The 15,329-nt window shown below is 61.7% G+C and carries 16 protein-coding genes and 1 pseudogene; 14 read left to right on the forward strand and 3 right to left on the reverse strand.

Features of this window, described 5'->3' with window-relative positions; all coding sequences use genetic code 11:
• Window positions 1–122 precede the first annotated feature (122 nt).
• Window positions 123–1,028 (forward strand): lipoprotein NlpI, encoded by a 906-nt coding sequence (gene nlpI / locus E5E96_RS16140; protein WP_017410224.1) that lies wholly within the window; start codon window positions 123–125, stop codon window positions 1,026–1,028.
• A 117-nt stretch (window positions 1,029–1,145) separates the two neighbouring features.
• Here the strand turns inward: nlpI and E5E96_RS16145 are convergent, their stop codons facing one another.
• Together E5E96_RS16145 and E5E96_RS16150 are read right to left on the reverse strand one after the other, a co-directional pair.
• On the reverse strand, window positions 1,146–2,018 hold the full coding sequence (locus tag E5E96_RS16145) for a U32 family peptidase (RefSeq protein ID WP_171282600.1): 873 nt from the start codon (window positions 2,016–2,018) through the stop codon (window positions 1,146–1,148).
• A gap of 12 nt (window positions 2,019–2,030) precedes the next feature.
• Window positions 2,031–3,026, reverse strand: coding sequence for a peptidase U32 family protein (locus E5E96_RS16150; protein ID WP_011705630.1), 996 nt, complete (start codon window positions 3,024–3,026; stop codon window positions 2,031–2,033).
• A gap of 190 nt (window positions 3,027–3,216) precedes the next feature.
• Between E5E96_RS16150 and E5E96_RS16155 the strand changes: the two genes are divergently transcribed.
• On the forward strand, window positions 3,217–3,756 hold the full coding sequence (locus tag E5E96_RS16155) for an SCP2 domain-containing protein (RefSeq protein ID WP_011705631.1): 540 nt from the start codon (window positions 3,217–3,219) through the stop codon (window positions 3,754–3,756).
• Here E5E96_RS16155 and E5E96_RS16160 read toward each other — a convergent pair.
• The gene (locus tag E5E96_RS16160; RefSeq protein WP_011705632.1) at window positions 3,703–4,119 is read right to left on the reverse strand and encodes a hypothetical protein; all 417 of its coding nucleotides are present in this window, start codon (window positions 4,117–4,119) and stop codon (window positions 3,703–3,705) included. The two genes, E5E96_RS16155 and E5E96_RS16160, sit on opposite strands and share 54 nt — an antisense overlap.
• A 179-nt stretch (window positions 4,120–4,298) precedes the next feature.
• Here E5E96_RS16160 and trmJ point away from each other — a divergent pair, with 179 nt between their 5' ends.
• The 12 genes and pseudogenes from trmJ (at window position 4,299) to E5E96_RS16220 (ending at window position 15,329) form a co-directional block, all read left to right on the forward strand.
• Window positions 4,299–5,024, forward strand: a complete 726-nt coding sequence (gene trmJ, locus E5E96_RS16165) for a tRNA (cytosine(32)/uridine(32)-2'-O)-methyltransferase TrmJ (protein WP_011705633.1) — start codon at window positions 4,299–4,301, stop codon at window positions 5,022–5,024.
• Between the two features lie 93 nt (window positions 5,025–5,117).
• A complete protein-coding gene (gene iscR, locus E5E96_RS16170) occupies window positions 5,118–5,621 on the forward strand; it encodes a Fe-S cluster assembly transcriptional regulator IscR (RefSeq protein WP_011705634.1) in 504 nt (167 codons plus the stop codon).
• 57 nt (window positions 5,622–5,678) lie between these two features.
• Window positions 5,679–6,893, forward strand: coding sequence for an IscS subfamily cysteine desulfurase (locus tag E5E96_RS16175; protein WP_005299763.1), 1,215 nt, complete (start codon window positions 5,679–5,681; stop codon window positions 6,891–6,893).
• Window positions 6,894–6,934: 41 nt separating this feature from the next.
• A complete protein-coding gene (iscU, locus tag E5E96_RS16180) occupies window positions 6,935–7,318 on the forward strand; it encodes a Fe-S cluster assembly scaffold IscU (RefSeq protein ID WP_005299770.1) in 384 nt (127 codons plus the stop codon).
• Between the two features lie 15 nt (window positions 7,319–7,333).
• A complete protein-coding gene (gene iscA, locus E5E96_RS16185) occupies window positions 7,334–7,657 on the forward strand; it encodes an iron-sulfur cluster assembly protein IscA (RefSeq protein WP_011705636.1) in 324 nt (107 codons plus the stop codon).
• A 122-nt stretch (window positions 7,658–7,779) separates the two neighbouring features.
• Window positions 7,780–8,298 (forward strand): co-chaperone HscB, encoded by a 519-nt coding sequence (gene hscB, locus E5E96_RS16190; protein ID WP_171282601.1) that lies wholly within the window; start codon window positions 7,780–7,782, stop codon window positions 8,296–8,298.
• 28 nt (window positions 8,299–8,326) lie between these two features.
• A complete protein-coding gene (gene hscA, locus E5E96_RS16195) occupies window positions 8,327–10,174 on the forward strand; it encodes a Fe-S protein assembly chaperone HscA (protein WP_171282602.1) in 1,848 nt (615 codons plus the stop codon).
• A 1-nt stretch (window position 10,175) separates the two neighbouring features.
• Window positions 10,176–10,514, forward strand: a complete 339-nt coding sequence (gene fdx / locus E5E96_RS16200; RefSeq protein WP_005299781.1) for an ISC system 2Fe-2S type ferredoxin — start codon at window positions 10,176–10,178, stop codon at window positions 10,512–10,514.
• A 157-nt stretch (window positions 10,515–10,671) separates the two neighbouring features.
• The gene (gene pepB / locus E5E96_RS16205; protein ID WP_171282603.1) at window positions 10,672–11,973 is read left to right on the forward strand and encodes an aminopeptidase PepB; all 1,302 of its coding nucleotides are present in this window, start codon (window positions 10,672–10,674) and stop codon (window positions 11,971–11,973) included.
• A 103-nt stretch (window positions 11,974–12,076) separates the two neighbouring features.
• A pseudogene (pepB, locus tag E5E96_RS16210) lies at window positions 12,077–13,359 on the forward strand (aminopeptidase PepB).
• Between the two features lie 269 nt (window positions 13,360–13,628).
• Entirely contained in the window at window positions 13,629–14,057 is a 429-nt protein-coding gene (gene ndk, locus E5E96_RS16215; RefSeq protein WP_011705641.1) for a nucleoside-diphosphate kinase, read from the forward strand.
• Between the two features lie 168 nt (window positions 14,058–14,225).
• Window positions 14,226–15,329 carry a bifunctional tRNA (adenosine(37)-C2)-methyltransferase TrmG/ribosomal RNA large subunit methyltransferase RlmN gene (locus E5E96_RS16220; protein ID WP_011705642.1) on the forward strand — a complete coding sequence of 368 codons (1,104 nt, stop codon included), beginning with the start codon at window positions 14,226–14,228 and terminating at the stop codon, window positions 15,327–15,329.

The raw sequence follows: 15,329 nt of genomic DNA on the forward strand, positions 1-15,329 counted from the left end.
GGAGAGAGGCTCAGCCACATGACAAAGTGTCGGCTGACCTTTACCATATGCCGGGTCAAGCGTAAGCGTCGGAGTGTTCATTGAACGTCAGGAAAGGGATTGGATACCTCCTTGGTATCCTGTTGCTGCTCCCCATGTGGGGTTGCAGCAGTAGCAGTCAGGTTGAAGCGCCTCAAGTTCCCAAGCCGCAACCCGCTTCACTGGTATTGGCGACCCCCCTGCAGGTCTCTTACCAGAGCGAGTTGGCGTTGGCGCGACTCGGGCAGATGCTCAGTGAGATGGAATTGACCACGGAGCAACGGGCTGAACTGTTTTATGAGCGTGCTGTCGTGTTTGACCGGGTAGGCTTGCGCTCCTTGGCGCGGCTGGATTTCAACCGCGCCTTGCGGGAGAAGCCGGATTTTGCCGAAGCCTACAATTTCATCGGCGTCTACTTGGTGCAGCAGCAGAATTATGACGAGGCCTACGAGGCATTTGATTCCGCCCTCGAGCTGGCTCCCGATTATGACTATGCCTACCTGAACCGTGGCATTGCGCTCTATTATGGCAATCGTCCCGAGCTGGCCGCGGCCGATATGAAGCGCTTCTACGAGGCGCAGCCGGAAGATCCCTACCGGGTGATCTGGCTCTATCTGGCCGAACAGAAGCTCAATGCACCGGCCGCCATGAGCCGGATGCGCGAGCGGCTCAACAAGTACGATGACGATGCCTGGAACTGGGATCTGGTGCGCCTCTATACCGGCGAACTCAATGCCACCCAGTTGATGGGCAATGTGGTGAAAGGGGTGAAGGACAACCGGGAGCTCGCCGAGCGCCTGTGCGAAACCTACTTCTACCTCGGCAAGTTTGAACTGGCCAAGGGCAACCGCAAGGAAGCCATCAGCTACTTCAAGCTGGCGCTCGCCAACAACGTGTATGACTTCATCGAGCACAGATATGCCCTGCTCGAACTGGAGCTGATGGCGCGCAAACCCCTGCCGCCCGGTGCCCAGAGTGCCCAGGGCAAGAGCAGCAAGCAGGCATCCTGAGCTTGCCCTGTTGCCGGTTTGAATGATGTAGAAAAGGCCTCATTGCGAGGCCTTTTTGCTGTCCGGGTGTCAGATGCGAGGGGGTGAGTCACCCCCGTCAGACGGTACACCGCCGGCTCACTGAGCCAGCATCATGCCGGGGATCTGACGCCAGTAACCGTTGCAGTCGCGCTCCTGCTGCAGGGGCAGGGGAGCCTGGCCCTGCTGGTTGGCCTTGAAGCGGTCCAGCATCGTCAGGGTGTCCAGCCCCTCGGGGGAGAGGCGCACCACATCCACCAGACCTTCCATCCCGGCCAGATCATTGCCCAGGTTGTAGCAGTAACCGGACTGGGTCTGGATGCCGTTGAGGTTGAACACCTTCTGCCCCTCGCGACTGCTGGCGAGCCGACCGGTGGGGTAGTCGATGCAGGCCAGTTCGCAGTTGTCCTTGGGGCGGTCGAGGGAGCGGGCGGTGAAGCAGCGCGCCGAGTAGGCGAGCGGCAGGTGGCCGTAGGCGAACACCTCCACCTCGAACTGCTGGCGGGCAGTGCCCAGATCCTGATTGAGCTGCACCAGCCAGTCCCGTGACAGCTCCACCGGCATCACCCAGCGCTGCATCCCCTGTTTGAGCAGCATGCGCAGCACGTCGGCGTTGTAGGCGTTGATGGCGGGGCCGCAGACGAACGGCAGCCCGGCTTCGCTGGCGAGCTGGACCGCCCCCAGATCGTTGGCCTCGATCATCAGCTCGCCGTTGTCGACCAGCCGCTTGACCTCCTTGAGCTCGGAGGGGGCGGAGATGAGCGCCAGCGTGGAGAGTACCGCCTGCTTGCCCGAGCCGGCCACCTGACGGGCGAGGGCAATCCAGTCATCCACTTTCAGTTCGCGGCGCTTGCTGCAGACGGTTTCCCCCAGATAGACGATGTCGGCCTGGCTGGCGGCGGCCGCCTGATAGAAGCCCTGGGTGTCGGCCTTGGGCCAGTAGAAGAGCAGGGGGCCGAGAGAGAATTTCATGAACAGGGCTCCTTATTGCCACTGGCGATGATAGGCACCGAGGGTGGTCTGGCTCCCCTCGGAGACGCGGGCGAGCTGGGCATCCCACTCGGCCTTGACCTGATAGGCTTCCGGGTTGGCCTGATAGGCGTCGATGGCGGCGCGCCAGACTCGGGTGACCTGCTCCACATAGGCGGGGCTGCGTTGGCGACCTTCGATCTTGACCGACTGGATACCGGTCTGGAATAGCTCGGGCAACAGGCCAAGTGTGTTGAGGCTGGTGGGCTCTTCCAGTGCGTGGTAGGTCTGACCATCCACCTCGAAGCGGCCCTTGCACAGGGTCGGGTAGCCGGCGTTTTCCCCGGGGCCGTAACGGTCGATCAGCACCTCGTTGAGGCGAGACTCGAGGCCGCCCGGGGTCTCCTCCCAGCGCACGAACTTGGCCGGTGAGCAGGCGCCGACGGTATTGGGGCTCTCGCCGGTCATGTAGGAGGAGAGGTAGCAGCGTCCCTCCGCCATGATGCAGAGGCTGCCAAAGGCGAACACCTCTAGACCGACGTCGGTCTCGCGGGCCAGCTGCCTCACCTGATGCATGGAGAGGACGCGGGGCAACACCACCCGACCGACGTTGAAGTGCTGCTGGTAGAAGCGGATGGCGGCGGCGTTGGTAGCACTGGCCTGCACCGAGACGTGCAGCTCCAGATCCGGGTAGCGGCGGCTGGCATAGTCGAGCACGGCGAGGTCGGCGATGATCAGGGCATCGGCCCCCAGCGCGGCGCCCTTGTCCACCGCCTGCTGCCAGCGGGCATCGGAGCCCGGGTGGGCGAAGGTGTTGATGGCGATGTGGAGTTTGCGGCCATGCTGGTGCACATAGTCGACCGCTTTCTCCAGTTTGCTGTCGGTGAAGTTGAGCCCGGCGAAATGGCGGGCGTTGGTGTCATCCTTGAAGCCGATATAGACCGCATCGGCCCCGTTATCCACGGCTGTTTTCAGTGCCGGCAAACTGCCTGCCGGACAGAGTAATTCCATCGGGTACGCTCCGAGAGGGCAAAAAATGCAAAAGTGGCCCGATTGTATTCACCGGCGTCCTTCCACTTTTTGACCTGAGGCAGCTTTGTGTGGCTTTACCCTTCTTGAGGTAAGTGGGCACAAGTTTGATTTCCAACAGGATCATGGCTGCGGCCCTGTGCTTGAATGCGCAAAAAACTGGGAGTTTATCGTGTTTCAACAACTGCAACGTCGCCTGGTCGAACAGGCTCCCCGCATTCTGCGCCATCCTCTCAAATTGGTGCCATTTTCCTTGCAGCAGAACCTGATGGAGCGCCTGCTGGCCAGCGTGTTCAAAGAGGCCATCGCAGATGGCGACTTTGAATTTCTGGCAGGCAAGTGGCTCAAGGTCGAAGTCTCTGATCTGGAGCTCTGCTGGTTCATCAGCGAGCAGGATGGCAAGCTGGTGGTGGCTCGTCATTGCGAGCAGGCCGATGTCTGTTTCAGCGGCACTACCAACGACCTCATTCTGATTGCCGGGCGCAAGGAAGATCCCGACTCTCTCTTCTTCCAGCGCAAGCTGAAGATTGAAGGGAACACCGAGCTGGGGCTGGAGGTGAAAAACCTGATGGACAGCCTGGATCTGGACGGTTTGCCAAGCCTGGTGCGTTATCCCTTGCTGGATCTTGCCACCTTCATCGAGCGGGCGAAGGCGGGCTCAGCGCAAGAGGCGCACTCTGCGCCGGCGGGTGGGGTTGCGCCTCAGCTGTGAGACCAGTCCATCGGCATGGTGGCGGTAGTGATTGCGAGCCCACAGGCAGCGACAGGCCCACAGACAGGGCAGCAGTGCCAGCAGGGCGCCGGCGTTGGGAAGGCGCGAGAGCAGCAGACCCAGCGCCAGCCAGATGAACGGCTGGGCCTCGTAGAGCCACTCCGGCTGAAACCAGCGTTTGGTCGGGAAGATGACCAGATCGGTACGCCGATAGCTGGATCGCATCATCCAGACGGTGGCGCCGGCGACAAACAGCAAGGTACCCGCCAGCCAGAGCAGCGGGGAGTGGCTGAGCAGGATGATGCCGACCGCCACCAGCAGATAGCAGACCGGCAACCTCTCATAAAGCCAGCGTGGGCACATGTCGCCTCCACTTTTCACCTTCCCATCCTTCAAGTCTAGCCAGTCAGCGCCCCCGTCTCATACCGCTTTGTTCTGCAAAACGGCGTCATTGTTGTGAATTGGCGCGCCATTTACGGTGCCAAAATAGCGATTGGCTATGTTACAATTGCGCGCCATTTTTGACTGAAGATTGACTGGGCATGTTGGATCAGATTCGTATCGTGTTGGTAAACACTTCTCACACCGGCAACATGGGCTCTGCGGCGCGCGCCATGAAGACCATGGGCTTGAGCCAGATGGTGCTGGTTGATCCGCAAGCACAGCCCGATGACAACGCCTATGCGCTGGCCGCCGGTGCCAGCGATCTGCTGGCCAATGCCCGTATCGTGTCGACCCTGGATGAAGCCATTGCGGATTGTGGTCTGGTCATCGGTACCAGTGCCCGCTCCCGTACCCTGAGCTGGCCCATGCTGGATCCTCGCGAAGCGGGCGAAAAGCTGGTAACCGAGGGGATGCAGCATCCGGTGGCGCTGGTATTTGGCCGTGAACGCACCGGCCTGACCAACGACGAGCTGCAAAAGTGCCACTACCACGTGGCCATTCCGGCTAACCCGGAGTACAGCTCCCTCAACCTGGCCATGGCGGTGCAGACCCTTTGCTATGAGGTGCGAATGCACTGGCTGCAGCAGGAACAGGTCGGCGAGACCGACATGGCGGTGGATTATCCCAGCGCCGAGCAGCTGGAAGGTTTCTATCAGCACCTGGAGCAGACGCTGCTCAAGACCGGCTTCATCGCCGATGATCACCCGGGACAGGTCATGAGCAAGCTGCGCCGCCTGTTCAACCGGGCTCGTCCGGAGGCGGTGGAACTCAATATCCTGCGCGGCATTCTGACCTCGGTACAAAAACCGAGACCGCAGGATTAAACCCGACTGGATTACTCAACCATATACTTGACTGATTTAGTCGGGTATGTGACCATATGCCCATATTGATTGGTTCGCAAAACGGTAAGGCATATGAGACTGACCTCAAAAGGACGTTACGCTGTGACTGCCATGCTCGACGTGGCGTTGCATGCAGAGCAGGGGCCCGTGCCCCTGGCTGATATTTCGGAGCGCCAGGGCATCTCCTTGTCCTATCTGGAGCAGCTGTTTGCCCGCCTGCGCAAGCATGGTCTGGTGAGCAGCGTGCGTGGCCCGGGCGGCGGTTATCGCCTCGGTCTGGCGCCGAATGCCATCTCGGTCGGTCAGGTGATCACCGCGGTCGACGAATCGGTGGATGCCACCAAGTGCCTCGGCAAAGGCGGCTGCCACGGCGGCACCCAGTGCCTCACTCACTCCCTGTGGCGTGACCTGAGCGAGCGGATCTCCAGCTTCCTGGGGGACATCACCCTGGCCGAGCTGGTTGATCAGGCCGATGTGCGCCGCATTGCCGGCAAGCAAGATGAACAAATGAAAACCGTGTTGTCCCTGGTAGACCGGGCAGAACGCGGCGATGTGAGCTTGAAAGTCCAACTATAAACAAACGTGCTTTCCACAGCTGGTCGATGTATGACCCTGGCTGTAACGGAGAAAAACATGAAACTGCCTATTTACCTTGATTATTCGGCAACCTGTCCGGTGGACCCGCGTGTCGCAGAAAAAATGATGCAGTGTCTCACCATGGATGGCCTGTTCGGCAATCCAGCTTCCCGTTCCCACCGCTTTGGCTGGCAAGCCGAAGAGGCGGTCGATCTGGCCCGTAATCAAGTGGCAGAGCTGATCGGTGCCGACCCGCGCGAGATCGTCTTCACCTCCGGTGCGACTGAATCCAACAACCTCGCCATCAAGGGCGTCGCCCATTTCTACGCCGGCAAGGGCAAGCACATCGTTACCTCCAAGACCGAACACAAGGCGGTACTGGATACCTGTCGCCAGCTGGAGCGCGAAGGCTATGAGGTAACCTACCTCGAGCCGATGCCCAATGGCCTGTTCACCCTGGAACAGATCGAAGGCGCCCTGCGTGATGACACCATCCTGGTCAGCATCATGCACGTCAACAACGAGATTGGCGTGGTGCAGAATATCGCCGCCATCGGCGAGCTGTGCCGCTCCCGCAAGATCCTGCTGCACGTGGATGCAGTACAGAGCGTGGGCAAGATCCCGGTCGACGTGGAGGCGCTCAAGGTTGACCTGCTCTCCATGTCCGCCCACAAGGTATACGGCCCGAAAGGTATTGGTGCCCTCTACGTGCGTCGCAAGCCGCGTGTGCGCCTGGAAGCCCAGATGCACGGTGGTGGCCACGAGCGCGGCATGCGTTCCGGCACCCTGCCGACTCACCAGATCGTCGGCATGGGCGAAGCCTTCCGCATCGCCAAAGAAGAGATGGTGAGCGAAGGTCAGCGCATCATGGCCCTGCGTCAGCGTCTGTGGGACGGCATCAAGGATATCGAAGAGGTCTACATCAACGGTGACCTGGAACAGCGGGTGCCGGGCAACCTCAACGTCAGCTTCGCCTATGTAGAAGGGGAATCCCTCATCATGGCGCTGAAGGATCTGGCGGTCTCTTCCGGTTCTGCCTGTACCTCGGCCAGCCTGGAGCCCTCCTACGTGCTGCGCGCACTGGGCCTGAACGACGAGCTGGCGCACAGCTCCATCCGTTTCAGCATGGGTCGCTTCACCACCGAGGAAGAGATTGATTACGCAATCAAGCTTATCCGTGACTCCATCGGTCGTCTGCGCGAGATGTCTCCCCTGTGGGAGATGTACAAGGACGGCGTCGATCTGAACACGGTCGAATGGGCTCATCACTGATCCGCGGGATCGGTGTTCAACGGAATTAGCAGGAGTTAGATATGGCTTACAGTGAAAAAGTAATCGACCACTACGAGAACCCCCGTAACGTAGGTGGCTTCGACAAGAACGATCCCAGCATCGCTACCGGCATGGTCGGTGCACCGGCCTGTGGTGACGTGATGAAACTGCAGCTGAAGATCAGCGACGACGGCATCATCGAAGATGCCAAGTTCAAGACCTACGGTTGTGGTTCCGCCATCGCCTCCAGCTCCCTGGTGACCGAGTGGGTCAAGGGCAAGACCCTGGATGAAGCGGCCGGTATCAAGAACACCGACATCGCCGAAGAGCTGGCGCTGCCACCGGTGAAGATCCACTGCTCCATTCTGGCCGAGGATGCCATCAAGGCCGCCATCGCCGATTACAAGCAGAAGAAAGGTCTCTAAGGTCAGGAGCGCAGTATGGCCATTACCATGACAGATGCCGCAGCGGCACGGGTTTCCTCGTTTCTGACCAACCGGGGCAAGGGCATCGGCCTGCGCCTCGGCGTCAAGACCACCGGCTGCTCGGGTCTTGCCTATGTGCTCGAGTTCGTCGATGAGCTGGCAGATGAAGATCAGGTATTCGAGCAGGACGGGGTCAAGATCATCGTCGATGCCAAGAGTCTGATCCACCTGGATGGCACCGAACTGGATTTCGTCAAGGAGGGCCTCAACGAGGGCTTCCAGTTCAACAACCCCAACGCCAAGGGCGAGTGTGGTTGCGGCGAAAGCTTCAGTGTCTGAGATGTGTGCAACACATGATCGCTTGTCCGTTGAACTGGTCGGCCACGGCCGGTTCAACCATGCCGCTTCGCCCACCTGAGCGCGAGCAGCATGGGGGCAGCATCAGTGTCTAAGAGGTCTGCATGAATTATTTCGAGCTGTTTGGGCTGGTTGAAGGCTTCGAGCTCGATACCCGTCAGCTGGCAGAGACCTACCGCCAGTTGCAAACCCAGTTTCATCCCGATCGTTTTGCCACCGCCCCCGAGCGGGAGCAGCTGGCTGCGGTGCAACGTGCCGCCCAGATCAACGATGCCTTCACTACCCTCAAGGCGCCCCTGCGCCGAGCCGAGTACCTGCTCTCCCTGCGTGGCACCGAACTTCGTGGCGAGCAACAGACGTTGCAAGATACCGCGTTTCTGATGCTGCAACTGGAGTGGCGCGAGCGGCTGGCCGACCTGAAAGGGGAGACTGACCCTGAGCGTGCCATCAAGGATTTTCGCCAGGAGATCAGGCATGATCACCAGTTGTTGATGCAGCAGCTGACCCAGGCCCTCGCCACCGGCGAGGATCCGCGAGCGGCTGATTGTGTTCGCAAACTCAAGTTTGTCGACAAGCTCCTCGAGGAGCTGGAACGATTCGAAGACTCGCTGTTCGAGTCTTGATCCTTTAACGCTGGAAGTTTGATTACCCATGGCATTACTGCAAATCGCCGAGCCCGGCCAGAGCGCCGCACCTCATCAGCACAAACGTGCCGTTGGCATCGATCTTGGCACCACCAACTCGCTGGTCGCCGCCGTGCGCAGCGGTCAGGCCGATACCCTCTGCGACGAGCAGGGGCGTGATCTGCTGCCCTCCGTCGTGCATTACCAGGCTGACACCATCCGGGTCGGCGTCGATGCCAAGCGCGAGGCTGCCCTCGACCCGCACAACACCATCGTTTCCGCCAAGCGGATGATGGGCAAGGCGCTGGCCGACATCGATACCCGCCAGCAACCCTATCAATTCGTGGCGGCCGACAACGGCATGCCGCAGCTGCAGACCCGTCAGGGGCTGGTCAACCCGGTTCAGGTCTCGGCCGAGATCCTCAAGAAACTGGCCGAGCGGGGCGCTGCCGCCCTGGGTGGCGATCTCGACGGCGTGGTCATCACAGTGCCCGCCTATTTCGATGACGCCCAGCGCCAGGGCACCAAGGATGCGGCCCGGCTGGCCGGTCTGCACGTGCTGCGCCTGCTCAACGAACCGACCGCCGCTGCGATCGCCTATGGCCTCGACTCCGGTCAGGAAGGGGTGATCGCCGTCTACGACCTGGGCGGCGGCACCTTCGATATCTCCATCCTGCGCCTGCATCGCGGGGTGTTTGAAGTGATGGCCACCGGCGGCGATTCGGCCCTCGGCGGCGATGATTTCGATCACCTGCTGGCAGACTGGTTGAAAGAGCAAGCCGGTTTGGCTGGCGAGCTGGATGCCCGTCTGCAGCGCGAGCTGCTGGATGTGGCCGCCGCCGTCAAACACGGTCTGACCGACGCCGACGCCGTTCCCTGCACCTTTGCCGGCTGGCAGGGCTCTGTCACCCGCAACCAGTTTGACCAGCTGATCCAGCCGCTGGTCAAGCGCACCCTGCTGGCCTGTCGCCGCGCCCTGCGCGATGCGGGACTCGAGCAGGAGGAGGTGCTGGAAGTGGTGATGGTCGGCGGTTCGACCCGGGTGCCGCTGGTGCGCGAGCTGGTGGGCGAGTTCTTCCAGCGTCCCCCCTTGACCAGCATCGATCCCGACAAGGTGGTGGCCATCGGTGCCGCCATCCAGGCCGACATCCTGGTGGGCAACAAGCCTGACGCCGAGATGCTGCTGCTGGACGTCATTCCGCTCTCCCTGGGTCTTGAGACCATGGGCGGCCTCGCCGAGAAGGTGATCCCGCGCAATACCACCATTCCGGTGGCCCGCGCCCAAGAGTTCACCACCTTCAAGGATGGCCAGACTGCGATGGCGATCCACGTGGTGCAGGGCGAGCGCGAGCTGGTGGCCGATTGCCGATCCTTGGCCCGCTTCACCCTGACTGGTATACCGCCCATGGCGGCGGGGGCGGCCCACATCCGCGTCACCTTCCAGGTGGATGCGGACGGTCTGCTGTCGGTCAGCGCCATGGAGAAATCCTCCGGCGTGCAGGCCGAGATCCAGGTCAAGCCCTCCTATGGACTGGGTGAGGATGACATCCTCAACATGCTGAGCGCCTCCATCGCCAATGCCCAGCAGGACATGGACGCCCGCATGCTGGCGGAGCAGCAGGTCGAGGCCGACCGGGTGGTCGAGAGTCTCAACGTCGCCCTGGCCGCCGATGGCGAGGCGCTGCTGAGCCCCGCCGAGCGGGCCGAGCTGGATGCCGCCATCGCCCATCTGCAGACCATGCGCAGCACGGGCACCACCAACCAGATCAAAGAGGCCATCGAGGCGGCGGACGCTGCCAGTGGCGAATTTGCAGCCCGCCGGATGGATGCCTCCATCCGCAAGGTGCTGACCGGACAAAACGTCAACAAGGTGTGATATGCCAAAACTGATTATTCTGCCCCATCCCGAGCTCTGTCCGGACGGCGCGGCCCTCGAAGGCGCGACCGGTGAAACCATTCTGGACATCGCGCTGCGCAACGGCATCGAGATCGAGCACGCCTGCGAGAAGTCCTGCGCCTGCACCACCTGCCACTGCGTGGTGCGGGAAGGCTTCGACTCCCTCGAGCCGAGCGACGAGCTGGAAGACGACATGCTGGACAAGGCGTGGGGACTGGAGCCGGAATCCCGTCTCAGCTGCCAGGCCAGACTGGCGGACGAGGATCTGGTGGTGGAACTGCCCAAGTACACCCTGAATCTGGCGTCTGAGCGCCACTGATGACCCCTTAATTACACATGAATGAATTGCGCGTGCAGCATCTCGTGGTGCAGTAATGATATGGTGAAGGCCGTGACCCTTGAGGGAGCGGCCTTTTTTGTGCCCGTGATTTCCCTATTCGTTGATGAAAGTGCCAATAAAAAGGAAGCAAGAGAACATGGCTGACATGATGAACGTACGGTTGTCTTCCCAGGTTGCCGCCGCCCACTGGGGCGAGGGTGCCCTGCTCAGTTTCAACGGCGACGAAGCCCATCTCCATCTGGGCAACGGCCAGGAGAAGGAGGCGCTGCGCGCCATCCAGCGCGCTGCCAGACGCCTCGAGTCAAGCGGCATCAAGCGCGTCAAGCTGGTGGGTGAGGGCTGGAATGGGGAGCGTCGCTACGCCTTTGCCCAGGGCTTCTATGCCGCCAAGGGGGTTCGCGAGCTCGATTTCGGTGAGCAGAGCGACCAGGAGGCTGCCGAGCTGGCGGCCTTGCTCAAAGCGACCCGCTGGGTGCGCGAGGTGACCAACGGCTGCCCGCAGGAGATCTACCCCATGAGCCTGGCGGAATCCGCCCTGCTGCTCATCCGCAGTCTCGCCGGTGATAAGGTGACCGCCCGCATTACCGCCGGGGAGGCGCTGCAGGAGGCCGGTCACATCGGGATCTGGTCGGTGGGCCGCGGCAGCGAGCGCGAGCCGGTGCTGCTGGAGCTCGACTACAACCCGACCGGGGATGCCAATGCCCCCGTGCTGGCAGCGCTGGTGGGCAAGGGCATTACCTTCGATTCTGGCGGCTACTCCATGAAGTCCTCCGACAACATGCTGCCGATGAAGTCCGACATGGGCGGCGCCGCCATGGTGACCGGCGCGCTGGCGCTGGCCATCAGCCGCGGCCTGAACAAGCGGGTGAAACTCATCCTTTGCTGCGCCGAGAACCTGGTCTCCGGCCATGCCTTCAAGCTCGGCGACATCCTCACCTATCGCAACGGCATCTCGGTCGAGATCCAGAACACCGACGCGGAAGGCCGCCTGGTGCTGGCTGACGGCCTGCTGGCCGCGAGCGAAAGCGGGGCTGCCTATATCCTCGATGCCGCTACCCTGACCGGCGCCGCCAAGACTGCGCTGGGTCGCGACTACAACGCCGTGTTTGCCCTCGATGAGGCCGAGCAGGCCCGTGCGCTGGCAGCCGCCAAAGCCGAAAACGAGCAGGCCTGGGCGCTGCCGCTGGAGCCTTGGCACGCGGGCCAGCTCACCTCCGCGTTTGCCGAGCTAGGCAATGTGGCGTCCGCCGAAGGCACTGCCGGTGCGACCACGGCGGCGGCCTTCCTGTCGCGCTTCGTGCGTGACGAAGGCAAGGGCTGGGTGCACCTGGACCTGGCCGCCTCCTATCAAAAATCGGGCAACGATCTGTGGGCGACCGGTGCCAAGGGCCACGGCCTGCGTACCATCGCTCGCTGGTTGCAGGAGGTGAGTGAATGAGAGTCTGGCTGAATCAAGCATTTGGTGAAGGCTTTGGACAATCGGCAAAAAGCGCCACGGCCTGCGTATTATCTGTCACCCGCTGGCCGCAGGAGGTGAGTGCATGAACATCTGGTTGAGCCGAGAATTTGCCGCTCCCGAGTGGGGCGAGGGGGCGCTGCTCTCCCACCGCGCCGACGGCATGGTGATCCATCTGGTAACCGCCAGCCCCTTGCTGGATATCCAGCAGGCGGCACGACGTCTGTGCAGTCAGGGGATCCAGCAGGTGGTGCTGGCCGGTCACTGGGAGTGCGAGCAGCAGTGGGCCTTTGCCCAAGGGCTGCAGACCCCCAAGGTGGAGGTCGAGCTGCAGTGGGCCACTTCGTCCGAGGAGGATCGGGAGGAGCTGGAGGCGCGCTGGCTGTGCGGGCGCTGGGTGCGGGAGATGACCAATGCCACGCCGGAACAGCTGGGGCCGCTGGAGCTGGCGGTTGAAGCTGCCGCCTTCATCACCGAGCTGGCGCCGGACCGGATCAGTCATCGCATCCTCAAGGGGGAAGCCTTGCAGCAGGCGGGCTGGGTCGGTCTCTATCAGGTCGGCCGTGGCAGCGAGCGCGAGCCCGTGCTGCTGGAGCTGGACTTCAACCCGAGCAGGGATCCCAAAGCCCCGGTGGCGGCGGCGCTGGTGGGCAAGGGCATCACCTTCGACTCTGGCGGCTACTCCATGAAGACCTCCCAGGGCATGCTGACCATGAAGCACGACATGGGCGGTGCCGCCATCGTGACTGGCGCCCTGGCGCTGGCCATTCTGCGCGGCCTCGACAAGCGGGTGAAGCTCATCCTCTGCTGCGCCGAGAACCTGGTCTCCGGTCATGCCTACAAGCTGGGCGACATCCTCACCTACAAGAACGGCACCACGGTGGAGATCGTCAACACCGACGCCGAGGGGCGGCTGGTGCTGGCCGACGGCCTGCAGCTGGCCGGGGATTCCGGTGCGCCGCTGGTCATCGACGCCGCGACCCTCACCGGGGCGGCGGTGATGGCGCTGGGGGGCGTTACAACGCCCTGTTCGGACTGGACAAGGGGCTGGTGAGCCGCGCCATGGGCTATGCGGATGCCGAACAGGAACCCGCCTGGCCGCTGCCGCTGGAACCCTGGCATCGCCAGCAGTGCCCGTCCCACTATGCCGACACCGCCAACAGCCGGCCCGTGCCGGGCGGCGGTCCGGGTGGTGCCTCCAACGCGGCGGGCTTCCTCTCCCGCTTCGTCGCCAATGAGGGGCAGGGCTGGCTGCACGTCGATCTCGCCGCCTGTTTCAGCGAGAACGGCGACAACCTGTGGGCACCGGGTGCCAATACCCTGGGGATGCGCACCATTGCTCACACCCTGCTGGCGGAGGTCCGCTGACCGGCAATGACAAGGGCACCTGCGGGTGCCCTTTCGACAGGGGGAGGGTGAGCAATAGCCTGGGTTTCAGGGGGTTAACATGACTATCGTGCACAAGCGCACATTTTTTCCTGCCGGCCTGGGCCAAGATGAGTGGTGATGTTGTTTTATGGAAGAATTTGTTTAATAAAAAGTTGCTTTTCTGTGTGTTATTTCGCTTTTTGTTTACGTATAATCGCCGCCGAACATGGATTCTAACAATAAATCTCTGTAGTTAAGGAAAGATCTCAATGGCCATCGAACGTACCTTCTCCATCATCAAGCCGGATGCCGTCAGCAAGAACCTGATCGGTGCCATCTACAACCGTTTCGAGAGCGCTGGCCTGAAAGTCATCGCCGCCAAGATGCTGCACATGAGCAGCGAGCAAGCCGCCGGTTTCTATGCCGAGCACCAGGGCAAGCCTTTCTATGACGGCCTGGTCAGCTTCATGACCTCCGGCCCCGTCATGATCCAGGTGCTGGAAGGCGAAGAGGCCATCCGTCGCCACCGTGAAATCATGGGCGCCACCAACCCGAAAGAGGCCCTGGCCGGCACTCTGCGCGCCTGCTTCGCCGAGAGCATCGACCGCAACGCCGTGCACGGCTCCGATGCACCGGCCTCCGCTGCCCGTGAAATCGCCTACTTCTTCTCCGACGCCGAGATCTGCCCGCGCGGCTGATTTCTGTCGAAAGAACCCCAAGGGAGCCTCGGCTCCCTTTTGTTTTTTGGTCATTCGGTCAATATCCACTTATTCTCCAGGTGGAAAGCCGGACCCATAATTTGTACAATGCCGCCCCCTGACGTAGGTCAGCCGATAATTTATGAAGTGTGTGAGCTGAGGCCCTTGATGAGCGAAACAAAAACCAACCTGCTGGATCTTGATCGAGATGCCATGCGTGCCTTCTTCGTCGAACTGGGCGAGAAGCCGTTTCGGGCAGATCAGGTGATGAAGTGGATCTATCACTTTGGTTGTGATGATTTCGATCAGATGAACAACGTCAACAAGGTGCTGCGCGAGCGCCTCAAGGCGATCGCCGAGATCCGGGCGCCGGAAGTGAGCCGCGAACAGCGCTCCTCCGACGGCACCATCAAGTGGGCGCTGCAGGTTGGCGGCCAGGAGGTGGAGACCGTCTACATTCCGGAAGAGGATCGGGCGACCCTGTGCGTCTCCTCCCAGGTAGGCTGCGCCCTGGAGTGCAAGTTCTGCTCTACTGCCCAGCAAGGCTTCAACCGCAACCTGAAAGTCTCCGAGATCATCGGCCAGGTATGGCGCGCCGCCAAGATCGTCGGCGGCAAGCGTCCCATCACCAACGTGGTGATGATGGGCATGGGCGAGCCGCTGCTCAACCTCGCCAACGTGGTGCCGGCCATGCGGCTGATGATGGACGACTTCGGCTACGGCATCTCCAAGCGCCGGGTGACCATCTCCACCTCCGGCGTGGTGCCGGCGCTGGACATGCTGGGCGACCAGATTGACGTGGCCCTGGCCATCTCCCTGCACGCACCCAACGACAAGCTGCGCTCCGAGATCATGCCGATCAACGACAAGTACAACATCGAGGAGTTCCTCGCCGGTGTCCGTCGCTACCTCGGCAAGTCCAACGCCAACGGCGGCCGGGTGACCGTGGAATATGTGCTGCTCGATCATATCAATGACGACATGCAGCACGCCCACGAGCTGGCCAAGGTGCTCAAGGATACCCCGAGCAAGATCAACCTGATCCCGTTCAACCCTTTCCCGGGCAACCCCTACGGCAAGCCGAGCAACAGCCGTATCGACCGTTTTTCCAAGGTATTGATGGAGTACGGCTTCACCGTTATTGTCCGCAAGACCCGTGGCGACGACATCGATGCGGCCTGCGGCCAGCTGGTGGGGGAGGTGATCGATCGCACCAAGCGCACCATGAAAAATCGGATGCAACAGGATGGGATTTCCGTCAAAATGGTTTAA

This window comes from Aeromonas sp. 1805, from assembly GCF_013085525.1.
GTDB classification, from domain to species: domain Bacteria; phylum Pseudomonadota; class Gammaproteobacteria; order Enterobacterales; family Aeromonadaceae; genus Aeromonas; species Aeromonas hydrophila.